The sequence below is a fragment of the Variovorax glacialis genome, from assembly GCF_051216375.1.
Taxonomy (GTDB): Bacteria; Pseudomonadota; Gammaproteobacteria; order Burkholderiales; family Burkholderiaceae_C; genus Variovorax.
Genome location: NZ_JBPJZT010000008.1, coordinates 210,508 through 233,535 on the forward strand (window position 1 = coordinate 210,508; position 23,028 = coordinate 233,535).

General features: G+C 67.7%; 26 protein-coding genes. 14 read left to right on the forward strand and 12 right to left on the reverse strand.

The window, feature by feature from the left end:
* Positions 1-9: 9 nt before the first annotated feature.
* Positions 10-642: a hypothetical protein gene (locus ACSFBL_RS21995; RefSeq protein WP_435517947.1), complete on the reverse strand. Its 633-nt coding sequence runs from the start codon at positions 640-642 to the stop codon at positions 10-12.
* 292 nt (positions 643-934) lie between these two features.
* Between ACSFBL_RS21995 and ACSFBL_RS22000 the strand changes: the two genes are divergently transcribed.
* Positions 935-1,147: a hypothetical protein gene (locus tag ACSFBL_RS22000; RefSeq protein WP_435517948.1), complete on the forward strand. Its 213-nt coding sequence runs from the start codon at positions 935-937 to the stop codon at positions 1,145-1,147.
* Between the two features lie 23 nt (positions 1,148-1,170).
* Here ACSFBL_RS22000 and ACSFBL_RS22005 read toward each other — a convergent pair whose 3' ends face one another.
* The gene (locus tag ACSFBL_RS22005; RefSeq protein ID WP_435517949.1) at positions 1,171-1,431 is read right to left on the reverse strand and encodes a hypothetical protein; all 261 of its coding nucleotides are present in this window, start codon (positions 1,429-1,431) and stop codon (positions 1,171-1,173) included.
* A gap of 104 nt (positions 1,432-1,535) precedes the next feature.
* Here ACSFBL_RS22005 and ACSFBL_RS22010 point away from each other — a divergent pair, with 104 nt between their 5' ends.
* From ACSFBL_RS22010 to ACSFBL_RS22045, 8 genes are all read left to right on the forward strand, one after another.
* A complete protein-coding gene (locus tag ACSFBL_RS22010) occupies positions 1,536-3,626 on the forward strand; it encodes an NAD(+) synthase (protein ID WP_435517950.1) in 2,091 nt (696 codons plus the stop codon).
* A gap of 224 nt (positions 3,627-3,850) precedes the next feature.
* Positions 3,851-4,057 carry a DUF3606 domain-containing protein gene (locus ACSFBL_RS22015; protein WP_435517951.1) on the forward strand — a complete coding sequence of 69 codons (207 nt, stop codon included), beginning with the start codon at positions 3,851-3,853 and terminating at the stop codon, positions 4,055-4,057.
* A 175-nt stretch (positions 4,058-4,232) separates the two neighbouring features.
* A complete protein-coding gene (locus ACSFBL_RS22020) occupies positions 4,233-4,931 on the forward strand; it encodes a glycosyltransferase family 2 protein (RefSeq protein ID WP_435517952.1) in 699 nt (232 codons plus the stop codon).
* Positions 4,932-4,937: 6 nt separating this feature from the next.
* Positions 4,938-5,396, forward strand: a complete 459-nt coding sequence (locus tag ACSFBL_RS22025) for a guanylate cyclase (RefSeq protein WP_435517953.1) — start codon at positions 4,938-4,940, stop codon at positions 5,394-5,396.
* A 113-nt stretch (positions 5,397-5,509) separates the two neighbouring features.
* Complete coding sequence (locus tag ACSFBL_RS22030; RefSeq protein WP_435517954.1) at positions 5,510-6,523, forward strand: acyl-CoA dehydrogenase family protein; 1,014 nt, start codon at positions 5,510-5,512, stop codon at positions 6,521-6,523.
* Positions 6,511-7,269 carry a PIG-L deacetylase family protein gene (locus tag ACSFBL_RS22035; RefSeq protein WP_435517955.1) on the forward strand — a complete coding sequence of 253 codons (759 nt, stop codon included), beginning with the start codon at positions 6,511-6,513 and terminating at the stop codon, positions 7,267-7,269. The genes ACSFBL_RS22030 and ACSFBL_RS22035 overlap by 13 nt, the downstream gene beginning before the upstream one ends.
* 17 nt (positions 7,270-7,286) lie before the next feature.
* The gene (locus ACSFBL_RS22040; protein WP_435517956.1) at positions 7,287-7,883 is read left to right on the forward strand and encodes a class I SAM-dependent methyltransferase; all 597 of its coding nucleotides are present in this window, start codon (positions 7,287-7,289) and stop codon (positions 7,881-7,883) included.
* Between the two features lie 22 nt (positions 7,884-7,905).
* A complete protein-coding gene (locus tag ACSFBL_RS22045; RefSeq protein WP_435517957.1) occupies positions 7,906-9,960 on the forward strand; it encodes a hybrid sensor histidine kinase/response regulator in 2,055 nt (684 codons plus the stop codon).
* Positions 9,961-9,966: 6 nt separating this feature from the next.
* Here the strand turns inward: ACSFBL_RS22045 and ACSFBL_RS22050 are convergent, their stop codons facing one another.
* Complete coding sequence (locus ACSFBL_RS22050; protein ID WP_435517958.1) at positions 9,967-10,377, reverse strand: hypothetical protein; 411 nt, start codon at positions 10,375-10,377, stop codon at positions 9,967-9,969.
* 153 nt (positions 10,378-10,530) lie between these two features.
* Here ACSFBL_RS22050 and ACSFBL_RS22055 point away from each other — a divergent pair, with 153 nt between their 5' ends.
* From ACSFBL_RS22055 to ACSFBL_RS22065, 3 genes are all read left to right on the forward strand, one after another.
* Complete coding sequence (locus ACSFBL_RS22055) at positions 10,531-11,001, forward strand: MarR family winged helix-turn-helix transcriptional regulator (RefSeq protein WP_435517959.1); 471 nt, start codon at positions 10,531-10,533, stop codon at positions 10,999-11,001.
* Positions 10,998-12,011 carry an FUSC family protein gene (locus ACSFBL_RS22060; RefSeq protein WP_435517960.1) on the forward strand — a complete coding sequence of 338 codons (1,014 nt, stop codon included), beginning with the start codon at positions 10,998-11,000 and terminating at the stop codon, positions 12,009-12,011. Before ACSFBL_RS22055 ends, ACSFBL_RS22060 begins: the two co-directional genes overlap by 4 nt.
* A 119-nt stretch (positions 12,012-12,130) precedes the next feature.
* On the forward strand, positions 12,131-12,664 hold the full coding sequence (locus tag ACSFBL_RS22065; protein ID WP_435517961.1) for a hypothetical protein: 534 nt from the start codon (positions 12,131-12,133) through the stop codon (positions 12,662-12,664).
* Positions 12,665-12,714: 50 nt separating this feature from the next.
* Here the strand turns inward: ACSFBL_RS22065 and ACSFBL_RS22070 are convergent, their stop codons facing one another.
* On the reverse strand, positions 12,715-13,662 hold the full coding sequence (locus ACSFBL_RS22070) for an adenylate/guanylate cyclase domain-containing protein (protein WP_435517962.1): 948 nt from the start codon (positions 13,660-13,662) through the stop codon (positions 12,715-12,717).
* Positions 13,663-14,040: 378 nt separating this feature from the next.
* On the opposite strand from ACSFBL_RS22070, the gene ACSFBL_RS22075 reads away from it, so the two are divergent.
* Positions 14,041-14,304: a hypothetical protein gene (locus tag ACSFBL_RS22075; RefSeq protein ID WP_435517963.1), complete on the forward strand. Its 264-nt coding sequence runs from the start codon at positions 14,041-14,043 to the stop codon at positions 14,302-14,304.
* 45 nt (positions 14,305-14,349) lie between these two features.
* Here ACSFBL_RS22075 and ACSFBL_RS22080 read toward each other — a convergent pair whose 3' ends face one another.
* The 8 genes from ACSFBL_RS22080 to ACSFBL_RS22115 form a co-directional block, all read right to left on the reverse strand.
* Complete coding sequence (locus ACSFBL_RS22080; RefSeq protein WP_435517964.1) at positions 14,350-15,285, reverse strand: LD-carboxypeptidase; 936 nt, start codon at positions 15,283-15,285, stop codon at positions 14,350-14,352.
* A complete protein-coding gene (gene tadA, locus ACSFBL_RS22085) occupies positions 15,282-16,358 on the reverse strand; it encodes a tRNA adenosine(34) deaminase TadA (RefSeq protein WP_435517965.1) in 1,077 nt (358 codons plus the stop codon). Before tadA ends, ACSFBL_RS22080 begins: the two co-directional genes overlap by 4 nt.
* Complete coding sequence (locus ACSFBL_RS22090) at positions 16,348-16,578, reverse strand: hypothetical protein (protein ID WP_435517966.1); 231 nt, start codon at positions 16,576-16,578, stop codon at positions 16,348-16,350. The genes tadA and ACSFBL_RS22090 overlap by 11 nt, the downstream gene beginning before the upstream one ends.
* Before the next feature lies 1 nt (position 16,579).
* Positions 16,580-17,227, reverse strand: a complete 648-nt coding sequence (locus ACSFBL_RS22095; RefSeq protein ID WP_435517967.1) for an FMN-binding negative transcriptional regulator — start codon at positions 17,225-17,227, stop codon at positions 16,580-16,582.
* Positions 17,228-17,272: 45 nt separating this feature from the next.
* On the reverse strand, positions 17,273-17,974 hold the full coding sequence (locus ACSFBL_RS22100) for an ankyrin repeat domain-containing protein (protein WP_435517968.1): 702 nt from the start codon (positions 17,972-17,974) through the stop codon (positions 17,273-17,275).
* Positions 17,975-17,979: 5 nt separating this feature from the next.
* The gene (locus ACSFBL_RS22105) at positions 17,980-18,495 is read right to left on the reverse strand and encodes a GlcG/HbpS family heme-binding protein (protein ID WP_435517969.1); all 516 of its coding nucleotides are present in this window, start codon (positions 18,493-18,495) and stop codon (positions 17,980-17,982) included.
* A 116-nt stretch (positions 18,496-18,611) separates the two neighbouring features.
* Positions 18,612-19,232, reverse strand: a complete 621-nt coding sequence (locus ACSFBL_RS22110) for a response regulator transcription factor (RefSeq protein WP_435517970.1) — start codon at positions 19,230-19,232, stop codon at positions 18,612-18,614.
* Complete coding sequence (locus ACSFBL_RS22115; RefSeq protein ID WP_435518123.1) at positions 19,229-20,719, reverse strand: sensor histidine kinase; 1,491 nt, start codon at positions 20,717-20,719, stop codon at positions 19,229-19,231. Before ACSFBL_RS22115 ends, ACSFBL_RS22110 begins: the two co-directional genes overlap by 4 nt.
* A gap of 43 nt (positions 20,720-20,762) precedes the next feature.
* Between ACSFBL_RS22115 and ACSFBL_RS22120 the strand changes: the two genes are divergently transcribed.
* Positions 20,763-23,018, forward strand: a complete 2,256-nt coding sequence (locus ACSFBL_RS22120) for a glycoside hydrolase family 3 N-terminal domain-containing protein (RefSeq protein ID WP_435517971.1) — start codon at positions 20,763-20,765, stop codon at positions 23,016-23,018.
* The last annotated feature ends 10 nt before the right edge of the window (positions 23,019-23,028 follow it).

A 23,028-nucleotide genomic window follows, 5' to 3' on the forward strand; every position in this document is an offset into this window, starting at 1 on the left:
CCGGCCTCGTCACTTGGGGCACAAGGCCAATGCGGCGAGCGTTTCGGAACATGCGCGCTGCCTCGGCTCGGCAACGTCACTTGCCGGTTCGGAGACGGTCACTGTCTGCGCGTCCGGGATCGACGAAGGCGCGGGATCGTGAAGCGCCGCGCTCACGGCGCCCGGCGGCTTGACCTCGGGGCGATCGACCGGCGCGACTCGCGCAGAGCGCGGCTCGGTGACGACCGTGGCTGCGATCTCGCTGCCCTTCGTGCTGCCCTTCTGGGCGGGGGCGCCTTGATCGCGGCGTCGTGACACAGGTGCCGGCGCGGGCACCGGAACCGGAACCGGCGGCTGACTCGCCGCGGAGACCGCCGGATGCACCGGCGTTTCGACGACGGCGACCCGCTCGGGTGCGACGGTCTGCCGGACCGACGACCAGGCCGAGGAAATGGAGGCGGAAGCCGAGGACGACATCGAGGAGGCGAAGGACGACACCGAGTCCCCGGCCTTCGACCAGTCGATGAAGATCTGGCGCGGGGTCGAATACCAGTACGTCAGCGCTCCCACCAACAACAGGACGAATGCCAGCCAAAGGCCCTTTCGGCCGCCCGAACGCCGGTTGCGCACCTCGCCCGCGCGGTTGACGGTTCCGGTCGGCACGGGGGGAATCGAAAGAATCTCGCGCGAGTCCGCGAAGGAAGACTCGGTGGTGTTGGCCGCGAAGCGCACCCCCGAGAACTTGCCTTTACAACCGCAGCAGTATCTGGCACGGTCCTTGTTCGCCGTGTGACACGCCTCGCAGAACTTCATCCCGGTGCTCCAACGAAGAGAAGGAGAGCAGCAAATTGTGTACCCTTGTCATTGGCCCTGATCCACGCACTTGTAAGACAAAGACGGATGTCGTTGTCAATTGCAGTCACATGACAGTTGCCCTCCGCACACGGTGTTGCCGATGAGCAGCAAATCCGCCCGGCGCGAATACCTGCAGGCGCTCGCCGACTTCGACCGCGCATGTGTCGAATTCTCCAAGGGCATGCGCACTGTCCTGGAGCCGCCGGCCCCAACGGAAAACACAGCCCAGCCGTTGCTTGCGGACCTCGGGCCCCGCAAGCCCGCGAAACGGGCGCAGCGCGTGCCGCTCACGCCGGCGAAGCGCGCACTTTGAGCACACCCGTCGCCACGCGGCGACTAGAGCCTGTACCGCGTGAGCAGTTCGTCGACCTTGGCCGTCAGGCGCGCCAGTCCGCCTGTGCCGCTGGCCGCGCGCCCGATGAAAGCACCGGCGGCGGCGCCGATCAATGCCCTGCCGATCAGCGTGCGGCTGCGGCCGGTCGCCATCAAGAGCAACAGGCCGACGCCCAGGACGATGAGATGCTCGCCGGGCAGGTCGGGCCGCTTGGCGTCTGCTTCCTCGAGCGCTGCAAGCCAAGATTTCGTTTGCGATTCCACGATGCCTCCGGTTCCCAAAGGAAACATTGTTGGACGAGAAGACACAGTTGCGTTGTAGGCAGCCAACCCGCAAGCTTGACGCCCGCACGGCCTTGCAAAGACCCATGACCACCCTTTCAGAGTTCCTCGACCCCTATGCCCATGGTTTTGCCCGCGTTGCGGTCGCGGTGCCGCGCAATCGCGTTGCCGATCCGGTCTTCAATGCCGATGAAACCGTCGCGTTGTACCGCGAAGCGAGCGCGCAGGGTGCGGTCGTCGTCGCGTTTCCGGAACTGGGACTGTCCGCTTACACGTGCGATGACCTGTTCCATCAGGCCGCGCTGCTGGACGCCTGCGAGGATGCGCTCGCAACAGTGGTCGCCGCGTCGAGCGAACTCGGCGCCCTCGCGATCGTGGGATTGCCGCTGCGCGTAGACCACCGGCTCTACAACTGTGCTGCCGCCGTGAGTGGTGGAAGGGTCCTCGCGGTGTGGCCGAAGGCGTACCTTCCCAACTACGGCGAGTTCTACGAAGGACGCCAGTTCAGCGCCGCCGACAGCGCCCTCTCGACCGAGATCGAACTCTGCGGCCAGCGTGTGCCCTTCGGCACCGATGTGATCCTGGAGGCACGCCAACTGCCGCTGCTGAAGCTGCACGTCGAAATCTGCGAGGACGTGTGGGTACCGATTCCGCCTTCGAGCTACGCCGCGCTCGCCGGGGCCACGGTGCTGGTCAATCTCTCCGCGTCGAACATCACGATCGGCAAGTCCGAATACCGGCACCGGCTGGTCAGCCTGCATTCGGCACGCTGTCTCGCGGCGTATCTCTATTCGTCGGCCGGCATCGGTGAATCGACCACTGACCTGGCTTGGGACGGGCAGGCCCTGATCTACGAGAGCGGCGAGATGCTGGCCGAGAGCGAGCGCTTCAGCAACCGGTCGCACATGATCGTGTCGGATGTCGATCTCGAACGCCTTTCGCGCGAGCGCATGCGCCAGAACTCCTTCGGCGTTTCGGTGCAGCGGCACAAGCAGGCCCTGGCCGGCTGGCGCACCGTCGCCTTCGACTGCGTGCCGCCGCGCCCGACCCCATCGCCTGCGCTGCGCCGGAATGTCGAACGCTTTCCCTATGTGCCGGCCGACGCACGCCATCGTGACGAACGCTGCATGGAGGTCTTCAACATCCAGGTGCAATCGCTGGTGCAACGGCTGGAGGCCGCGGGCATCCGGAAGCTGGTGATCGGCGTCTCGGGCGGTCTCGACTCGACCCATGCGCTGCTCGTCTGCGCCCAGGCAATGGACCGCCTCGCGCTGCCCCGCGCCAACATCCTCGGGTTCACGATGCCCGGCTACGCCACCAGCGACCGGACCCGGGACCAGGCCCACCAGCTCATGCAGGCCGTCGGATGCACCGCGCGCGAGATCGACATCCGGCCGAGCTGTCGCCAGATGCTGGTCGATCTCGGCCATCCCTTCGCGGAGGGGGTGCCGCAGTACGACATCACCTTCGAGAACGTGCAGGCCGGCGAGCGGACCAGCCATCTCTTCAGGCTCGCGAATTTCCATGGGGCGATCGTGGTGGGCACGGGCGACCTCAGCGAGCTCGCGCTCGGCTGGTGCACCTACGGGGTCGGCGACCACATGTCGCACTACAACGTGAACGCGAGCGTGCCCAAGACGCTCATCAAGCATCTCGTGCACTGGGTCGCGCAGAACGGACAGATCGGACCGGCCGGCAGCACCGTGCTGGAGGCGATCCTGGACACCGAGGTGAGCCCGGAGCTGGTGCCGAACGAACCCGGCGCAGCGGACGATGCACAGCCGGGACAGCGCACGGAGGATTTCGTCGGGCCCTACGAGCTCCAGGACTTCCACCTCTACTACACGCTGCGCTATGGCTTTTCGCCGAGCAAGGTGGCGTTCCTTGCCTACACGGCATGGCGCGACCGCGACAAGGGGCGGTGGCCGGATGAACTGCAGGCGGAACGCAACGCCTACTCGCTGAGCCAGATCCGCAAGCACCTCGGCACCTTCCTGCATCGCTTTTTCAAGACCAGCCAGTTCAAGCGTTCGTGCGTGCCCAATGCGCCGAAGGTGGGCTCCGGCGGCTCGCTCTCGCCACGCGGCGACTGGCGTGCGCCGAGCGATTCGGAAGCCGTGGTATGGCTTGCGGACCTGCAGGGCATTCCCGACGAGGAGATCGTCGGCGATCGATAGCTTGCGCAAGAAGGATGCAAGGACAGCCGCCGGCATCGAGGAACCACTCTTGACGGGTGGGCGCCGAAGCAACCTCTACCAGCGCCGGCAGACTGTCTGGTGCGAAGCGTACGCCTCCTCTATGAAGCCAGTGTTACGTGGGGTTGCGGATGTCGACGTCCTGCGCTTGTCCGCGAAGGGCCGGCGCTCTATAAGTCCTGGTTGCGGACCGCAAGGAGAGTGCGATGACTGTCGATCTGAGCCACTTCAAGCCGCTGGATCCGGGCCGTGTCAACGCCCAGGACCCCGTGGAGGTCCAGTACTGGTGCGCGCAGTTCCACTGCAGCGAAGCGGCGTTGCGCAGCGCCCTCGCGAAAGTCGGATCCCATGTGACCGCCGTGCGGGAGCAATTGGCAGCGCGCGAGCAGGCGGGTGGTCGAGCCGGTCGATAGAACCGTTTCGCTTTCCAGCCACGCGCCCGACCGCGGCGCAATGTCCTAAGACATCTTCATCCGCACTCCTCGGCAGCGCCCTACGCGCCGTCCATGTGTCGACCGACGCGTTCCGGCCGTCGGAGGCTCTACTTTGTCGTATCCAGATCAGAGCCCCCACCACCGAACGCACTACATGCTTGGCATCGTCATACCGGCACACAACGAACAAAACACGATCGCCGCATGCGTGCAGGCGGCCCGCCATGCCGCCACCCACCCGACGCTGGACGAACCGGTCGAGATCATCGTCGTGCTCGACGGCTGCACGGATGCCACGGGCGTCATCGCGGCGCGCTCGGGCGCCATCACCATCAGCGTGCGGGCCCGCAATGTCGGAGTTGCCCGTTCCGTCGGGGCCGAGGTCCTGCTCGCTCGCGGTGCGCGGTGGCTGGGGTTCACCGACGCCGATACGATGGTGGCGCCGGGTTGGCTGGCGGACCAGCTCTCGCTCGACGCCGACGCGGTCTGCGGCACGGTCGGCGTGGAGGACTGGACGCCCCATGGGATCCACGCCGATCTCCTGCACCGGCACTTCCTGACAACCTACCGCGACAACGACGGCCACCGCCACGTGCACGGCGCCAACCTGGGGGTTTCGGCCATGGCCTACCGCCGCGCGGGCGGCTTCCGCCACCTGGGTTGCGACGAGGACGTCGAGTTCGTGCGAGCGCTCGAAGCCTCGGGCGCGAAGATCGCATGGAGCGCGAAGCCTCGCGTCGTGACGAGCGCCCGCCGTGAAGCAAGAGCGCGCGGCGGCTTCGCGGATGCCCTCCTTAATGCTGTGGTGCAGCATCTCAATCCGGCGACGCTGACGACATTGGCGAGCCCATAATGGCGCATGGGATTGGTTCGCACACTGGACACGCTTTTATCCATCCTGGAGACCGAAGGTCCGTCCAAAGGCCTTGCCTTCCTCAATGAAGGGGTGGCCCACCGCTACAGCGCCGTCTACCGGCTCGCGGGTCTCACGCTGAAGAACGTGCTCCTGCACGACAAGACCGGCCGGCTGCGGCCGGAGTACCTGGCGGCGATTCCCTTCGACAGCAGCTACTGCCAGTTCGTGGTCCGCGATGGCCAGTTCCGGACGGACAACTCTGCGGCCGATACGCGGCTGCAGGGCTATTCGTATCCGAGCATCGCGCTGTCCTATCACAGCGTCCCGATCCTCGATGGCGCGGGCGCGATCTGGGGCACGCTCAGCCATTTCGACACCGGGCCCGTGCCGTTGCCTGATGAGGAATTCGAGTTGCTGAAGGGTGCGGCCCCGATGCTGGCCCGCTTCCTCGTCGAGCCTTGAGCCCTGCCCTTCCTACATGGGTGGGCGCCTTGCGCTGACGAGGCGACGTGACGGATTCGCCTATGGTCCGGGGGCTTCTCGACCCCGCCCCTTCGACCACTCCACCTGTCCGCATGCTCGATTCCGTCACCGACGATGTCCTGGCCCGACTCGACCAGCAGCACGGAACGGGTCTCGCGCTTGCGCACCTGATCGAAGCCGGCATCGACCGCCTCCCCTTGCCGGGATCCGGGCGAACGTTGGAGCGATGGCGAACACTGGCCGAAGTGGCGGCGCTCGACCTTTCGCTGGTCAAGTTATTCGAAGGCCACACTGACGCACTCGCGATCCTCCAGGAGCTTGGCGCGCCGGCTGCGCTTCCGGGTACGCGCTGGGGCACGTGGTGCGCCGAGCCGCCGGATGCGCGGCTGGCGATGCACGCCCTGGACGACGACGCCCCCACATCCCGTGTCCGCCTGAATGGCACCAAGGCATGGTGCTCCGGCGCCGCGACGGTGACGCACGCGGTCGTGAGTTGCTGGAATGCCGATGGCGAGCCCTGTCTGGCGGCGGTGGCCATCGCGCCTCCGGGCGTCACCGTGACGGGCGACGGCTGGCATGCGGTGGGCATGGCGGCGAGCGCCAGCGTGGATGTGCGTTTCGAGCATGCCGACGCCTCGCAGGTCGGGCGGCCCGGCGACTACGTCAACCGCCCCGGCTTCTGGCAAGGCGGCGCCGGCATCGCGGCCTGCTGGTTCGGTGGAGCGCTCGGCATCGCGCGCACGGCGCGACAGGCCAGCGGCAAGACGCCCGATGCGCATCGGCTCGCCCACTTGGGCGCCATCGACGTAGCGCTGATCGCAGCGGCCGCGGCGCTGCGCGAGACAGCTGCATGGATCGACGCACACCCGAAGGATGACGCCCGATGTGCCGCCCTGCGCGCGCGGCTGATCGTCGAGCACGCGGCCAATGAGGTCATGCACCACGCCGGGCGCGCGGTCGGCGCCGGCCCGTTGTGCCGCAACCCGCGATTCGCGCGCGCCGTGGCCGACCTGCCGGTCTTCCTGCGCCAGAGCCACGCCGAGCGCGACCTCGCGGCACTGGGTCAACAAGTCGTGGATGGAGGCGCCCCGCCATGGAAGTTGTGACCGATCGCCCGATCCGCGGGCAAGGAACGTCCGAGCTCGACTGGAACGATTGGCCGGGCCTGCGGCTGATTCGGCCGGCAACGGCCGCCCAACTCGTTCCCGAGGGCGCCCGCGCGGTGGTGGTGGCACCGCATCCGGACGACGAAGTGCTCGCCGTGGGCGGCCTGCTGGCGCAGCTTGCGCGCAGCGGTGTACCGATCTGCGTGATCGCCGTGACGGACGGCACGGCCAGCCATCGCGGGTCCACCGAATGGCCGACCGACCGCCTGACACGGGAGCGTCCCCGGGAGAGCCGTGACGCACTGCATCGCCTGGGCGTCGACATCGAGCCGATTCGCCTGGGCATGCCCGACGGCGGCCTGCACGAATTGCGCGGACTGCTGGCGGACCGGATGCTGCCGCTGCTGGACCGCTCCGACGTGATCTTCACCACCTGGCGGCAGGACGGCCACCCCGACCACGAGGCCACCGGCCACGCATGCGCGTTTGCAGCGGCGCGCGTCGGAGCGCGGCTGGTGGAAGTGCCGGTGTGGGCATGGCACTGGGCCGCACCGGGCGACGAGCGTCTCCCCTGGCATCGGGCAGCGCGCCTGGCACTCGACGCCGACGCCGCGAGGCGCAAGCGCCAGGCGGTGCAATGCTTCACGAGCCAGTTGGAACCCGACGCGTCCACGGGGGCCGAGCCGATTCTCCGGGCCACCACCGTGGAACGGGCGGCACGGCCCTTCGAAGTGATGTTCACCTGAGCCACCGGAGCTGCGAGATGCAAGACGCCTACTTCGCCGATCTTTACGGTGCCAGCGACGATCCTTACCAGTTGCGCTCGCGCTGGTACGAGGAGCGCAAGCGGACGCTCCTGCTCGCAGCCCTTCCGCAGCGGCACTACCTGCATGCCTACGAGCCCGGATGCGGCATCGGCGAGCTCACCGTGGCGCTGTCCAAGCGCTGCGACGAGGTCCTTTCCGCCGATTTCTCGGAGCGGGCGGTGGAGATCGCCAGCGCGCGCACCCGCGGACTGCGCAATGTACGCATCGAGCAGCACACCCTGCCGGACGACTGGCCGCACGACGCCGGCCCCTTCGACCTGATCGTGCTGAGCGAGCTCGGCTACTTTCTCGACGCTTCCGCCATGCGCCATCTCGCGGGATGCTGTCGACATTCACTCGCGCCCCAAGGCACACTCGTGGCCTGCGACTGGCGACCGGATTTCAAGGAGCGCGTGCTGGCCACCGATGCAGTGCAATCACTGCTGTCGGCGATCGGCCTGCCGCGCATCGTCCACCACGAGGAGGAGGATTTCATCCTCCAGGTGTGGTCGGGCGATGGCCGATCGGTCGCGCAGCGCGAAGGCATCCGATGAAAGGTTGATGGTGGCAAAGCAGATGCGAAGTGAGGCCCAGGCACCCTCCCTGCCGTTCCTTGCGGGCGGCGGCGAACTTGGCGAATTGATCGCCCGGCAGGACTGGCGCACGACCAGCCTCGGTCCGATCGAGGACTGGCCGCCGTACATGAAGGCGGCGACAGCGCTGATGCTGCGGTCCGTGGTGCCGATCGTCATGCTCTGGGGCGAAGCGGGCGTGATGATCTACAACGACGCCTACGCGATCTTCGCCGGGGAGCGACATCCCCGGCTGCTCGGATCCAATGTCCGCGAGGGATGGGAAGAGGTGGCCGACTTCAACGACAACGTCATGAAGGTCGGACTGGCGGGCGGCACGCTGAGCTACCAGGACCAGGAACTCACCCTCAACCGAAGCGGTCGCCCCGAACCCGCGTGGATGAACCTCGACTATTCCCCGCTGCTGGACGACCAGGGGGTGCCCACCGGCGTGATGGCGGTGGTCGTCGAAACCACCGCCAAGGTCCTCGCCGAAGCCCGGCTGCGGGCCCTGAATGCGGACCTGGAGCGCCAGGTGGTCGAGCGGTCGCATGAACGCAGCCTTTTCTGGCAACTCACATCGGACCTGCTCGGCGTGCTGAACGGCGACGGCCTGTTCGAGCGGACCAATCCCGCCTGGCAGGCGGTGCTCGGCTGGTCCGAAGAGGAAATCCGCACCATCCCCATCTTCGACCTGCTCCACCCCGCCGACCTCGACAAGACGCGCGAGGGCTTCAACCAGCTCACCGAAGGCATCCCGGCGGTCAACTTCGTCAACCGCTACCGCTGCAAGGACGGCACTTACCGATGGCTGTCGTGGACCGGCGTACCCGAGGACGGCAAGTACTACTGCAGCGGGCGGGACATCAGCGCCGAGAAGGAAGCGCAGATCGAACTCACCGTCGCCCAGGAAGCGCTACGCCAGTCCCAGAAGATGGAGGCCGTCGGCCAGCTCACCGGCGGCATCGCGCACGACTTCAACAACCTGCTCGGCGGCATCAGCGCCAGCCTGCAGGTGCTGGAAACCCGGCTTGCCAAGGGCAAGCAGGAAAACGCCGAGCGCTACATCGCCATGGCCCAGGAATCGGTGCGCCGCGCGGCGGCCCTTACCCAGCGCCTGCTGGCCTTCTCGCGCCGGCAGACGCTCGACCCGAAGCCGACGGACGTGAACCGCCTGGTCGGCAGCATGGAGGAGATGATCCGCCGCAGCGTGGGGCCCGCGGTGGAGGTCGAGGTGATCGGCGCCGGTGGGCTGTGGTCCACGCGCATCGATTCGTCGCAGCTCGAGAACTCCCTGCTGAACCTCTGCATCAACGCGCGCGATGCGATGCCCGACGGTGGCCGCCTCACCATCGAGACCGCCAACAAGTGGCTCGACGAACGGGCCGCGGCCGATCGCGAGCTGCCGCCGGGCCAATACGTCTCGCTGTGCGTCACCGACACGGGCGCGGGCATGTCGGCCGAAGTCAAGGCGCGCTGCTTCGACCCCTTCTTCACCACCAAGCCCATCGGCCAGGGGACTGGCCTCGGCCTGTCGATGGTCTACGGCTTCGTGCGGCAATCCGGTGGGCAGGTGCGCATCTACTCCGAACTGGGCACGGGCACCACGATGTGCCTGTACCTGCCCCGCCACCTCGGTGCGCCCGATGAGGACGAGCCGCGCTACGCGCAGGAGACCTTCGAGCGCGGCGACGGCGAAACGGTGCTGGTGATCGAGGACGAGACGAACATACGGCTCCTGATCGCCGAAGTGCTGGAACAGGCGGGCTACCGCGTCATCCAGGCGGAAGAAGGCGCGCGGGCATTGCGCCTCCTGCAGTCACAGTCCCGGATCGACCTCCTGATCACCGACGTCGGCCTGCCGGGCGGAATGAATGGCCGGCAGGTGGCCGACGCGGCGCGGGTCACGCGGCCGGACCTGCGGGTGCTCTTCATCACCGGCTACGCGGAGAACGCAGCCGTGGGCAATGGCCATCTCGAGCGAGGGATGGCCGTCATGACCAAGCCCTTCGAGATCGCCGCGCTGGCCAACAAGGTGCGCGAGATGGTCGGCCACTAGCGGGGGTCAGCCCAGCAGCGCATGCGCCGCTGCGAGGGCGATCGCCATCGCCATGCCGAAGATGCCGAAGGCGGCCGGCGTGCGCGAAGGCCGATGGAAGACCAGGCTGCCCAGGCAGCCCACGAACAGAAACGGCAGCGGGATGACCACGGGCAACGCCAGCAGCACGGCGTCCTCGAAGGCGCATTCCATGGAGGCGGCGTCCGCGGCGGTCCATCGGATGCCGACGAGCGGAAGCGCCGCGACCGCCATGCACATGAAGAAGCTCCAGAAAAGCCAGTCCCGGCCTGCAGGGCTTGCGCTGGCCGTGTCGGGCCTGTCAGGCATGGGCGTCGTTTCCTGCCAGTCCTCCTCGTCCAGTTCGTCGACGACGTTGAAAGCCTGGGAGCCGAAAGGGATGGAGGCAAACAAGTTCATGCAGCGGAATGTAGGCATTGCGCTGCCGCTTTTAGGCATCGGAGATGGTCAGTATCACGTGGCGCTACCGGGCGTCGCTGGAAGCGCGCCGGCCTTGCGATTTACCAAGACATGTCTTAGCATCTGGTACTACGACATGTCTTAGCAATTCGCGTGACCCAAGCCAACACAGACTCCGCACAGTGCGCCGCGCGCCTTCGCAGCGCCGTCACCACCCTCTCCCGCCGCTTGCGACCCACGTCGCAGCAGGGCGGCCTCAGCGTCGCCAAGTTGAGCGTCGTCGGGCAGCTTTACCGGGGCGGCGCGATGACGCCCACCGAGCTGGCGGCACGAGAAGGCGTCAAGCTGCAGTCGCTGACGCGTCTTCTTGCAGAACTCGAAGCTGACGGATGGCTTGCCCGGAAGGCGCATGCATCCGACGGCCGCCAATCGCTGCTGAGCCTGACCCGCACCGGCGTCAAGCGCCTGACGTCGACGGTGCACGCTGGCGATGTCTCGCTCGCCAGGATCATCGAGACCACGCTCACCGAGGCTGAGCGCGCCCTGCTGCTACGTGCCTGCGGGATTCTCGAAGGCCTCGTCATCACACTGGATGCCGCCGGCGAGAGCGGATCCACGCCATGAAGCTCGCGCCATCCGCACACGGCGTGATGCGCCAGTTCTTCATGGACGCGGAAAAGCGCCACCATGGGCTGCAACTCATGGCCGCCGTCGTGCTCGCCTATGCGGCTTCGAGGCTGATCGGCCTGCCGGAACAGTTCTGGGCGGTGATGAGCACCTTGATCGTGATGCGGCCGAGCAGCGGTGGCACGCTCGATGCGGGCTGGGATCGGGCGCGCGGGACGATGATCGGCGTGCTCAGCGGATTGCTCGGCGCCTGGCTGCAGCATGCGGGTGTCGACGTCATCGCCAGCACGCTGGCCATCGTGGCGATGCTGTCATTTGCGAGTGCGGCCAGTCCGGCGCTGCGCAGCGCGCCGATCGCGGCCTTGATCGTCCTCGGCGCCGGCCACCTCGCGGGCCATTCGGCGATGCAGGCAGCGGAGTTGCGCGTGATCCAGATTGCCATCGGCATCGGAGTCGCGATGGCCGTGGCGCTCGTTTCGTCGCGGTATCGCGCGCCAGCCCGATTCAACAAGGGATGCGCGGCACTGCTGCATCGCATGGCCCGGCAGGTGCAGTTGTCCGGGGCCCACGGGAAAACCGGCGACGCGGATGCGGAGAAGGCCGCCGCGGCCCTGCGCGGCGCGCTCGATCGGCTCTCGGTGCTCGCGGGGAGCGCGGATCGGGAATCGCGGCTTTTCCGGCGCAAGGGCGCGTCGATCGACGAACGGCTTCATCAACGCACGGCGGCACTCGTTCGCCGCATCGTGCAGGACACCTCGGTGCTGAATCGGGTGTTGCGTGTCCAGCCGGCGCAGGATGCGGCCACCGCCGCGAGCCTGGCACTTTCGAGCGTCGCCGATGCTCTGGCAGGCCTCGGCCAACCGGATCTTCGATCGCTTCGCGAAGCGGGGGAACCGGCGTCGGCGTCGGCGTCGCACCACTCTGAAGCACTGCTCGCGGCGCCGCTTCATCTCCTGCTGGAAGATCTTCAGCGCCTGGCGGGCCTATCGTCGAAACTCCACGCCTGAGTTGTGCCGCCATTCTGTGGATAACGCTGTGTGTAGCAGCGGGAGACCCTGGCACGACGCCAGATCTGGCGCGGCTTTCCACCGCATTGCCTCCGGAATGAGCACTTGAATAACCATCCATGACGACCATCCAGTTCAGACGCCGGCTCATCGTGATCATCCTGCTGTGCGTCGCCGTCGGCGGGGGCATCGTGCGGCACTTCGCGGCGCCCGGATCGACCTTGCGGGACGTCGGCACGCTGCTGATGCTGTTGTGGGTGCCGATCATCGGCAACGTGGTGGCGTGGCTTGTCGCGCGAGTGCGGCGTCGGTCGGTCCCGGTGACCTCGCCCTTCGATCAGCGGCTGTCCTTCGAAGCACATGCGCTCGTCGAATTGACGTTGCGACCGCCGAAATTGCCCTCGCACGACACACCGGTGGCCGAAGGCGAACATCGCTGCGCGCTCGTGGTCGACAACGAGGCCTTTTCCGCTCGCTGGTGGGTGGCGCCCGGCGAGAGCTTTCGGCGCGGCACGGCGCAGACGCTCGAAGTCGAGTTCCTGGCGCCGACGTTGGCGCGTCCCCGGTTCGGGCCGGACACCGCGTTCCGGATGCTGGTGGGCGAATCGTTCATCGGGGACGGCCGCGTGCTGCGACTGCTCGACCCGACCTGAGGGCGCGCGCCGCTACGCAGCGGTTGGCGCGCTATTGGAGAGGCGCCCGCTCAGCGGACGTCGCGACGCGCGAGCAGCACGTTGCCGCCCGTCGTGTTGAAGGAGATGGTCGGCGCGCTGAAATCGCTGAGGGGCGCACCCAGTCCGATTTCCCCGCTGCCGTGAAGCACGCATTCGTCGCGCCTCAGCGCGATCTCGCCGCTGGCGCCTGCGGTCCCGTGGAAGCGGACCCAGGTGCCATAGGTGCTGACGTCGACGAGCACGCAACTGCCCTGGCGCGCTTCGATCCGCGCATGGAGGCGCGATACGCGCGGATCGTTGACCACGAACTGGGCCTCGTCGACCCGGCCGAGGTGGATGGGCAATTCGGCAGCGCGGAACATCGAGCGCACATCGAGCCATGCCAGTTCGATCTGGCCGAAGGAAGAATCCGCGCCGCGAGCCGGCTGGATCAGCGCCGCGGGCATCGTGAGGAATTCGGAAACCTCGTCCTGCCAATCGACCCGGTGGACGACGGGCATTTCGTTCTTGCCGCGAATGTTGATCGGGCCGAGGTTGCGGTGGCGCACTTCGCCCTCGTGCAACTGCTCGATGACCGATTCGGTCGCCCAGATCTGGCCAGGGCCGGCCAGGTCGCTGAGACGGGAGGCCAGGTTGACCGCGTCGCCGTAGCAGTCGCCATCGACTTCGACCACCTCGCCGCTGGCGACTCCGATCTGGAGCTCCATGCGCAAGGGGGCCGGCCAGGTCTGCAGGCGCTTCTGGTGGTTGCGCTGCATCTCCAGCACGGCACGAGTCGCCGTCACGCCGTTGGAGAAGATGGCGAACACGCCGTCACCCAGCGATTTCACGACGCGACCGCCGTGGGATTCGCAGACGCCGCCGATCCACTGGGTCAGGCGCGTCACCGTCTCGGTCGCACGGGCATTCCCCATGGCCTCGAAGACCCTGGTGCTCCCCGTCAAGTCGGCAAATACGACAGTGGAATTCGCGCCCATGTTTTGTGCAGTTTTTGGTAGCTCTCGCTATTCGATTATGGCAAAGCAGCGCGCAAACACTGTCTCGTCGGCTGAAATCGTGTCGGATGTCCGCAAACCTGTTGCTTTTTCATTTAGTGACAGTGGATACGCAACGTTTCATTTTCAAAAGTAACACTTAGGTATCCATTGTTCGACCAACACTCCAACAGTTTCGTGAAGTATGTTGTTTTTAAACATGAATAATTGTTTCCACGCTTGTGCGGCAGGGAACCCAGCCTTAACGTAGCGGCCATCAAGGCTTACGGCAACTCGCCTTCATTCTCCATGGCCCTCACCAGGTTCTTCCGCTTTCTGTCCCTTCCCGGGTTCGGCTTTCGCCGTTCCGCGGATCGTCAGATGGGCCAGATCCGCACCGCCATGTTGTCGCTGCTTCAGGTTCATGGCGGCCATTCCATCCAGCGCGTCGCGCAACGCGTTCGCTTTGCCGGTGATCTCGAAGCGCTCTGGTATCTCCGGCAGGATGTTCTGACCGCCCTCAGCGCCGTCGACGGCGAAGTCGCTGCCCGCCGCCAGATGCGGCAGATCAATCGCCTGTTCAAGGGCGGCCTCCCGGGCACGATGGGCCCGAGGGCCCACAACCGGATCACCGGCTCCGCCTGATCCCCCGGCGCGCCGCACTCGCGGCCCACGCGCCTTCCGGCATGCTCAGTGCGAATGGGCGTGTCGATGCCCCCACACCATGAAGACATCGCGCCCGTCGGCCGCCAGTTCCACCTTGGCGCCCACCGGCAGCAGCACCTTGGTCGGCACATGTCCGAAAGGCAGCCCTGTCAGGACAGGCGGCTTGATCAGCTCGCGCAGTCGTGCAATGACGGTCTGCATGCCGAAGCCGCGATCGTGCGGCACCTTTCTCGTGCCGGTGAACGAACCCAGGATCACGGCCTTCTGGCGTCCGAGCACGCCGGCGTGGCGCAACTGGTCGAGCATGCGCTCGACCCGGTACGGATGCTCGTTGACGTCCTCGAGGAAGAGGATGCCCTTGTCGATCGCGGGAAAGTAAGGCGTGCCAAGCAGGCTGGTCAGCACGCAGAGGTTGCCGCCCCACAGCATGGCGTCGTGAATGCTGCGGAGCTTCGGCAGGTCGGCGCTGTCACGCGCCGGCATGCGCCAGCCGGTGCCCTCGCCCTGCCCGCTCAACAGATCGTCGAAGCAGGCTTCCATGATGTCGTCCGCGCCGGCCTCGGCGCCGAAGTCCTCACCGACCGCGGGGCCGGCCCAGGTGACGGCGCCGGTCTTGGTCAGCAGCGCACTCTGGAAGGCCGTGAAGTCGCTGACGCCGACGAACTCCGTGCCGTGATGGATGGCCTTGGCCACGGCCTTGTAGGGGATCGCATCAAGGATGCGCGTGAGCCCGTAGCCGCCGCGAGAAATGAGCGCGATGTCGGCCCCGCTGGCCGCCGCGCGCGAGATGGCGGCGAGCCGCGTGGCGTCGTCACCCGCGAAACGCTGGTACGTCGCGAGCGCCGCTTCGTCGATCTCGACTTCGTGCCCAAGTGCCTTGAGCCGCTTGATGCCACGCTTGAATGCTGCCTTGTCGCGCACTGCGCTGGAGGGCGAATAAATGTAGATGTGCTTTTTCACGGGGCGAAGTATCCCATTGCGTCCCGGGCCAACTGCGCGGCCTGTACGGCCGTGGGGCCGGAGAGGCGCTTCGGAACGGGCCCCAGCGCACGCAATGCGGCCTCGTAGCCGCGATCGGGAAAGGGTGCGCGCCACGCATCAGCGGCGGATTCCCCGCCATCGGGCGCGGCCATGACCCAGGGGAATCTGCCGGGCGCAGCTTCGACGAGCAGCGACGCCAGCGGCGAGGCGCTTTCGCTGTGCACCAGCGCCAGCAGCCCCGGCTGCAGATCGTCGAGCCATTCGAGCAGAACGTCGCGATGCCACGCGAGCCGATGCACGGCCTCGCGCTTGGGCTTGTCGCTCAGCCCGAAGCCGATAAGGTCGGGCGCGAGGACGCGCAACCCCTCCACGCCCGCAAGATGCCTGAACAGGTAGCTCCACTCCCCCGGACCGTGGAGGCAGAGGCACGCGTGGCCCGCATCGCGCGGCCCCTCGTCCAGGTAGTGCATGCGCCAACCCTTCAGGCCCGGAAGGTCGCTCACGTAATGCGGCTCAAAGGCGTAGTCCGCCAGCGCGCTGAAGCGGTCGATCGGCGTGCGAAGTGCGTCGTCGCGCAGCGGTTCGGCCGCCTCGCGTGCCGCGCTTCGACGGCCGCGGAAGAAGGTCTGCAGAAGCGCCTGGCATTCCTCCGCCATGACACCGCCCTGCACCTTCGTGTGATGGTTGAGCTGCATCTGCCCGAACAGGTCGACCACCGAGCCCGCCGCGCCGGTCTTCGGATCGCCAGCGCCGAACACCACGCGGGCGAGCCGTGCGTGCAGCATGGCACCGGCGCACATGGCGCACGGCTCCAGCGTCACGAAGAGTTCGCAGCCGTCCAGGCGGTAGTTGCCCAGCGCGGCGCCTGCCGCCCGCAGCGCGTTGATTTCAGCGTGCGCACTCGGATCGTGCAGCGCGACCGGCGCATTGCGGCCACTCGCAATCACCACGCCATCCTTCACCACCACGGCGCCGACGGGCACTTCGCCGGCCTCGGCGGCCTGCCGCGCCTCGGCCAGCGCGACACGCATCCAATGCGCGTCAGTTGTCATCGTTGACGGGCGGACGCTGCTGCATCGCGGCGTCGAGCGACTGCTTGAACTGCTGCTGGATCTGCTGGCTTTGCGCACGGGCGTCGCCTACCGGCGCGCCGCCGGCCGAAGCCGGGGCGGACGACAAGGCGGGTGCCGCGATGCTGCTCATCTGCTTCTTGACGAGCAATCCGACAATGACGAGCGCGAGGACGAGACCGATCAATCCGAAGACACGCATCTCAGATCTCCGCCGTCGGCACGGTGTCGCTGACGATCATGCCCAGCCGCTTCATCCAGCCGGCCAGCGCCTGCTCGTCGGACGATCCCACGCTATAGCGCGCATGCATCGCAGCGTGCGATTCCTTGCGGTGCTGGTTGAGCTTGAGCTTGCATTGCAGCGCCGTCACGCGCAGCTCGAAGCCGACGATGCCGTTGAGCATCTTGAGCTGGAACTCCTCTCCGAGGTCGCGCCACTGCTGCGCGTACGCCGGTTCATGCTCACCGATCAGGCGCTTGAGCAGCGCATCCTTCTCGACGGGCGTTTCGATCAGCCGGGCGTCGACCGTGCAGTTCACCGCGAGGTAGTTCCATGTCGGGACGCGCGCGAGATCCGGGTAGACCGACGGCGACAGGTACGCATGCGGCCCCAGGAAACTCACGACTGCCGTCGGCCGTGCCTGCAGGTAGCGCCAATGGGGATTGGGCTTGGCGCAGTGACCCAGCAGCGCGAAGCCGCCTTCCCCGCGATCGTCCAGCACCAGCGGCAGGTGGGTGATGAAGGGCAGCCCGTCGTCGTCGTTCGAGATCAGCGTCGCGAAGGGATGGGCGCGCATCAGCTCCGCGGCGATCGCGCGGTCTGTGGCGTTGAACTGGGGTGGCATGTACATGGGGCGGTCCTGCGAAAAGGATCGCCCGATTGTCCCCGAGCCGCCCTACTTTGCGCCCGCGGCCCTCAGCTTTTCGACCATCGCGTTGTAGCCGCGCGCCTTGGCCAGTTGCAGCGGCGTATTGCCTTGCCGGTCCGCGAGCTGCGGATTGGCCCCCGCATCGACCAGCGCCACCAGCGTGCGCTGATGGCGGGGTCCGCCATCGCCGAGCACGATCGACTCGATGAGCGCGGTCCAGTGCAGGTTGTTGACGTGGTCGAGCGGCGCACCGGCCGCGATGAGCCGGCGCACGACCTCGTCGTGTCCGAGATGAGCCGCCGCGATGAGGGCGGTGCCGTCGTAGCGGCTCGTCGTCTGCCCGGCATTCGCGCCGAGTGACAGCAGGAGCACGAGCGTCGGGACGTCGTCCGCGACCGCGGCGATGGTGACGGCGTCGTAGCGATCGTCTTCCAGACGATCGAGGTTCGCCCCCGCCTTGGCCAGCGCAGTGACGGCCTCGCGCTGGCGTGCATAGGTCGCGACGTGCAGGGGCGTGCGCCCCATCCCATCGCGCGCGTTCAGGTCCGCACCGGCCGCGATGAGCGCCTTCAGCCTGACCATGTCACCGCGCCACGCCGCCTGGTGCAGCCCCTGATAGGCCTGCACCTCGGCAGCCGAAGGCGGCACCTGCGCCGCCGAGAAGTCGCCGGCCGCGAGCAGCAGCGCCGCAACCGCGGCAAGGCACGACAGACGTGACGCGGCTCTCATGACGATCAGCCGAGTTGGCCCTTGACCTTTTCGAGCGCCGCGTTCGCGCATTGCTCGTCGAGGTGACCGCCCGGCGCACCACCCACGCCGACCGCGCCGATGACTTCGTTGCCGGCCTTCACCGGCACGCCGCCGCCGAGCAACAGGAAGCCGGGGATGTTCACGAGGTTCGCCGCGCCGGGGTTCTTCTGCGCGTTTTCCATCATGGCGAGGGTCGGCGTCTTGGCCGATGCCGAGGTCCATGCCTTGCGCTCGCTGGCGGCCACCGTGTGTGCACCGGCGTTGTCGGCGCGCTGCACCGCACGCACGGTGCCCGAGCGGTCGACCACAGTCGCGGCGACGGCGTAGCCGTTGGCGGCGCAGGCGGCAACGCTGGCGGCGGCGATCTGGTTCGCGAGTTCGAGCGACATGTTCTTTTCGGCGCGCACCGCCGGGCTGGGGGCCTGGGCTTGCGCTTGCACGGTCATCGCGGAAGCGGCGAGCAGGACGGCGAGGCCGCCGAGGCGAAGGGTCGAATGCATGGAGATCTCCAGTGATGAGGGGTTGCTTGCGCCGGCATTTCGCCGACCGCATGGCAACTGTAGAAATTGCGCGGCCTGGAGACCATTCGTACGGCTACGCCCGCCGCTCCGTAGAACTACGGAGCGTCGACCAGCGCGGCGTAGCGCCGGATCAGCTGTGCGAGCGAATCGCACTCGAGCTTGGCGAACAGGTTGGCGCGGTGCGTTTCGACCGTGCGCGGCGACAGCGACAGCGCACGGGCGATCTCCTTGTTGGTCAGCCCCGCCACGATGAAGCCCAGCACTTCGCGCTCGCGATCGGACAGCTGCTGGTGGCGTTCGCGCGCCGACTGGTCGGCCTGCGAGCGCTCGCGCGAGTTCACGTGCTGCCGAACCGCGTGCTGCAAGGCTTCGAGCAGTTGCTCGTCGTCCACCGGCTTTTCGAGGAACTCCGCCGCCCCGGCCTTGAAGGCGCGGCGGCACATCTCCACCGTGCCGTGGCCGGTGAGCATGATCACCGGCTGGTCCACGCCCTGCGCCACGAGGGTGTCGAGCACCGTGAGCCCGCTGATGCCCGGCATGCGCACGTCGAGCACGATCGCGCCAATGCTGCTGCGGTCGAAGCCGTCGATGAAAGCCTGCGAATCGGCCCACGCCTGCGTGCGCAGGCCCACGGTGCCGATCAGCAGCGCGAGACTCTCGCGCACGGCGAGGTCGTCATCGATCAGGTGGATGAGGGGCGACAGTGGCTCGTTCATGCGTGTCGCTCCGTCGATGAAACGGCCGGGGCCGCCAACGGCAGCCGCAGCGTGAAGCGCGCGCCACGCGGCGATGCGGCCTCTGCGCCGAGCGAGCCGCCCATGCCGACGGCCAGCGTCTCGCACAGGCTCAGGCCGAGCCCCAGGCCGCCCTCGCGTGTGCTGAAGAAGGGATCGAAGAGGCGCGGCATGGCTTCCGGGGAAATGCCGCGTCCGTTGTCCGACACGGTGAGCACGCCTTCCTTGCCTTCGCGGCCGACCGAAATCCGGAGGCCCCGTTCGCCCGCAGGCACCTCCTCCAGCGCCTGCAAGGCATTCATCAGCAGGTTGTGGAGGATCTGTTCGAGCGCGACCGGATCAGCCTGCACCGCGACCGGCCCGTGGGCCGCATCGTCGACCGTCGGCGCCACGGCACGCCTGTCGAATTCGGGGGCGAGCAGATGCAACGCGCCGCGCAGGGCGTCCTGTAGCACCGTGGGGCGCGTCTCGGCGTGGCGGTCGGGTCTGGCGATCACGCGGCGGAGACGGCCGATCACGTCCGCGGCGCGGCGCGCCTGTTCCGCGGCCTGCTGCATGGCGCCGCGCGCGGTCGCCAGTTCGGGCGGATCGTCATTCAGCAGACGCTGTGCCGCCTGCGTGTTGGCCAGCACCGCCGTCAGCGGCTGGTTGAGTTCGTGCGCCATCCCGGCCGCGAGTTCGCCCAGCGCATTGAGCCGCGCCACCTGCCCGAGCCTCAAAAGTTCTTCGGCTCGTCGGCGGGCGGTGCGCTGGCGCAGCAGCGTGAAGGCGCCGCCGAGCACGACGCCGGCCGCCACGGCCCATGCGGCCATCAGACCCCAGGGCAGTTCGCGCCAGGACACGACACGTTCCGCCACGAGATCGAAGGACTGGCTCTCGGAGGCCAGTGCCTTGCGGAAGTCGAAGCGCCAGCCATGGGTCGCCGCCGGATCGCCCGGCTGCACCACGAACGACTGCCCCGCCCGCTCGAGCGTCACGCGCACCGGGCTGGTCTTCGGGTCCATCGGCCAGTCACGCCAGGGCACCGCGGTGGCGAGGTCGATATCGAGCGCGTAGCTCGTCGGCACCGCGCCGATCACCAGCCGGTAGCGACCGCGCGCGAAATCGGCGGTCGCGAGTTCCGGGCGTCGCAGATCGCGCGATCGGGACTCGGCCTGCGCCAGCGTCGGGTCGGGCCAGGCTGCACCGGCCTCGCGCCGCTGCACGTCCAGGATCGAGGGATACACCGAGGGCAGCCGCCGCTCGGGCTGGTTGGCACCCGGCATGGGCTCGAGCAGCGCCAGCGTCGCCAGCACCGCGTCATACTGCACGACCTGCTGGCTCATCAGGCGATGCGCGATGCGCCCGTTGACCTCGAAATCCTCCTGCAGTTGCTGGATTTCGGCGCGCGCGATCCAGACCGCGCCGGCGCCGGTGACCAGCAGCCATGCGAGCCACCAGCCACCTTGCGTACGCAACCATTGCCTCATGGCGCGGATTGTGCCTGTGCCGTCCTCCCCCAGAATTGCACTCATGAGCGATCGTCGAATCCCACTCATCCCCCTGCTCCTCGTCCTACTTGCCTGCGTCACCGGCTGCAGCACGGCCGTCCGGACCTCGATGGCCGAAGCGCGCATCGAGTCGCTCATCGGTCGGATGACGGTGGAAGAAAAGGTCGGCCAACTCAGCCTGTACGCCCCGGCCGGCGTGGACATCGTCGCCAATCCGCAGGCTGCGCAGCAGAGCGTCGACCAGCAACTGGCCGACATCCGCGCCGGCCGCGTCACCGGTCTTTTCAACAACGAGGGGCTGGAAGGCAAGCGCCGCGCGCAGCAGGTCGCGGTCAATGAATCGCGGCTCGGCATACCGCTGATCTTCGGGGCGGACATCATCCATGGCTTTCGCACGGTGTTTCCGGTGCCGCTGGCGGAGGCCGCCAGTTGGGAGCCTGCGCTGGCCGAGCGCACCGCGCGCGCCTCGGCGCAGGAAGCGAGCGCCGATGGCTTCCGATGGACCTTCGCGCCGATGGTCGACATCGCCCGCGACGCCCGATGGGGCCGCGGTGTGGAAGGCGCGGGCGAGGACGTCTACCTCGGCCGCCAGTTCGCCGCGATGCGCGTGCGCGGGTTCCAGGGCAACGACCTCTCGCGCGCCGACGCCATGCTCGCGACGCCGAAGCACTTCGCCGGCTACGGCGCTGCGGAGGGCGGGCTCGACTACAACACGGTCGACCTGTCGGAGCGCACCTTGCGCGAGGTCTACCTGCCGCCCTTCCGCTCCGCGATCGACGCGGGCGCGCTTTCGATCATGAGCGCGTTCAACGAGATCGGCGGCATTCCGTCGAACGCCAATGCCGCGCTGCTGACCGGCGTACTGCGCAAGGAATGGCGCTTCCAGGGCTTCGTCGTGTCGGACTACACCGCCGACGAGGAACTCATCGCGCACGGCTTTGCCGCCGACGGACGCGAAGCGGCCCGGCGCGCCTTCTTGGCGGGCACCGACGTCAGCATGCAGAGCGGCCTCTACATGAAGTACCTGCCCGAGTTGGTCGAATCGGGCGAGGTGCCGAGGTCGCGGCTCGACGATGCCGTGCGTCGCGTGCTGCGGGTCAAGGCCAAGCTGGGCCTGTTCGACCAGCCTTTCCGCGGCCTGGACAACCCGGAGGGCCCGCGCTTCGACATGGCGGCGCATCAGGCGCTGGCGCGCGAAGCGGCGAGCCGCTCTATCGTGCTGCTCAAGAACGATGGCGATGTGCTGCCGCTGCCCAGGTCCGGCAAGAAGATCGCGCTGATCGGCCCTTTCGCGGGCACCTCGGACCTGTTCGGCCCGTGGCGCCTGTTCCCGGACCAGGCGCCGCCCGTCGGCATCGAGGAGGCGATGCGGAGCGGGCTGGCTTCGCCCGAACTGCTGACCGTGGTGCGAGGCTCCGATGTCGATGCCCCCATCGCGAGCGGCATCGCGGCGGCGGCGGCGGCTGCGCGCGAGGCCGACATCGTGGTGCTGTCAATCGGCGAGAACGAGCAGATGTCCGGCGAGGCACGTTCAAGATCGGACATCGAGATTCCGAAGTCCCAGCAGGACCTGGCCGACGCCGTGTTAGCGGCCGGCAAGCCGGTCGTCGTCCTGCTGCGCAACGGTCGCGCCCTCGCGCTCAAGGGGGGCGTGCGGCAGGCCAACGCGATCCTCGTCACCTGGTTCCTCGGCTCGCAGACCGGCCCCGCGATCGCCGACGTCCTTTATGGCGACGTCAATCCCTCGGGGCGCTTGCCGGTGAGCTTTCCGCAGACGCCGGGCCAGGTGCCCTACTACTACAGCCACAAACGCACCGGCAGGCCGCAGCTCGCGGATGCGCCGGCGCAGATGTACAAGGCCCGCTATCTCGACGCGACCAACGAGGCGCTCTATCCCTTCGGCTACGGCCTGGGCTATGCGCGGGTGCGCTACGACGCGCTCGAAGTCCAGTCCGGACGCATGGCCTGGGACGGGTCGCTCACGATCCGCGCGCGCGTCACCAACACCGGCCGGCGCGAGGCGGAGGAAGTGGTGCAGCTCTACATCGGTGCGCGCTCGGCCAGCGTGACCCGGCCGGTGCGCGAACTCAAGGGCTTTCGCAAGGTGCACATCCAGCCGGGCGCGTCGATGGACGTGGAGTTCACGCTCTCCCGCGCCGATCTGATGTTCATCGGCCAGGACCTGCAGCCGACCGTCGAATCCGGGCCGTTCGACCTCTGGGTCGGTCCGTCGGCCACGCAAGGCCTGAAGAGCAGCTTCGTCCTTGCGCCTGAATGACGTTCCAGGG

Excerpts from the sequence above, each read along its gene's own strand:
- ACSFBL_RS22060 (WP_435517960.1), top strand. The coding sequence starts at position 10,998 with ATGAAGCTCGCGCCATCCGCACACGGCGTGATGCGCCAGTTCTTCATG.
- ACSFBL_RS22045 (WP_435517957.1), top strand. The coding sequence starts at position 7,906 with ATGCGAAGTGAGGCCCAGGCACCCTCCCTGCCGTTCCTTGCGGGCGGC.
- ACSFBL_RS22015 (WP_435517951.1), top strand. The coding sequence starts at position 3,851 with ATGACTGTCGATCTGAGCCACTTCAAGCCGCTGGATCCGGGCCGTGTC.
- ACSFBL_RS22020 (WP_435517952.1), top strand. The coding sequence starts at position 4,233 with ATGCTTGGCATCGTCATACCGGCACACAACGAACAAAACACGATCGCC.
- ACSFBL_RS22120 (WP_435517971.1), top strand. The coding sequence starts at position 20,763 with ATGAGCGATCGTCGAATCCCACTCATCCCCCTGCTCCTCGTCCTACTT.
- ACSFBL_RS22040 (WP_435517956.1), top strand. The coding sequence starts at position 7,287 with ATGCAAGACGCCTACTTCGCCGATCTTTACGGTGCCAGCGACGATCCT.
- ACSFBL_RS22110 (WP_435517970.1), bottom strand. The coding sequence starts at position 19,232 with ATGAACGAGCCACTGTCGCCCCTCATCCACCTGATCGATGACGACCTC.
- ACSFBL_RS22000 (WP_435517948.1), top strand. The coding sequence starts at position 935 with ATGAGCAGCAAATCCGCCCGGCGCGAATACCTGCAGGCGCTCGCCGAC.
- ACSFBL_RS22075 (WP_435517963.1), top strand. The coding sequence starts at position 14,041 with ATGGGCCAGATCCGCACCGCCATGTTGTCGCTGCTTCAGGTTCATGGC.
- tadA (WP_435517965.1), bottom strand. The coding sequence starts at position 16,358 with ATGACAACTGACGCGCATTGGATGCGTGTCGCGCTGGCCGAGGCGCGG.
- ACSFBL_RS22095 (WP_435517967.1), bottom strand. The coding sequence starts at position 17,227 with ATGTACATGCCACCCCAGTTCAACGCCACAGACCGCGCGATCGCCGCG.
- ACSFBL_RS22050 (WP_435517958.1), bottom strand. The coding sequence starts at position 10,377 with ATGAACTTGTTTGCCTCCATCCCTTTCGGCTCCCAGGCTTTCAACGTC.
- ACSFBL_RS22100 (WP_435517968.1), bottom strand. The coding sequence starts at position 17,974 with ATGAGAGCCGCGTCACGTCTGTCGTGCCTTGCCGCGGTTGCGGCGCTG.
- ACSFBL_RS22010 (WP_435517950.1), top strand. The coding sequence starts at position 1,536 with ATGACCACCCTTTCAGAGTTCCTCGACCCCTATGCCCATGGTTTTGCC.
- ACSFBL_RS22025 (WP_435517953.1), top strand. The coding sequence starts at position 4,938 with ATGGGATTGGTTCGCACACTGGACACGCTTTTATCCATCCTGGAGACC.
- ACSFBL_RS22105 (WP_435517969.1), bottom strand. The coding sequence starts at position 18,495 with ATGCATTCGACCCTTCGCCTCGGCGGCCTCGCCGTCCTGCTCGCCGCT.
- ACSFBL_RS22065 (WP_435517961.1), top strand. The coding sequence starts at position 12,131 with ATGACGACCATCCAGTTCAGACGCCGGCTCATCGTGATCATCCTGCTG.
- ACSFBL_RS22030 (WP_435517954.1), top strand. The coding sequence starts at position 5,510 with ATGCTCGATTCCGTCACCGACGATGTCCTGGCCCGACTCGACCAGCAG.
- ACSFBL_RS22115 (WP_435518123.1), bottom strand. The coding sequence starts at position 20,719 with ATGAGGCAATGGTTGCGTACGCAAGGTGGCTGGTGGCTCGCATGGCTG.
- ACSFBL_RS22090 (WP_435517966.1), bottom strand. The coding sequence starts at position 16,578 with ATGCGTGTCTTCGGATTGATCGGTCTCGTCCTCGCGCTCGTCATTGTC.
- ACSFBL_RS22070 (WP_435517962.1), bottom strand. The coding sequence starts at position 13,662 with ATGGGCGCGAATTCCACTGTCGTATTTGCCGACTTGACGGGGAGCACC.
- ACSFBL_RS22035 (WP_435517955.1), top strand. The coding sequence starts at position 6,511 with ATGGAAGTTGTGACCGATCGCCCGATCCGCGGGCAAGGAACGTCCGAG.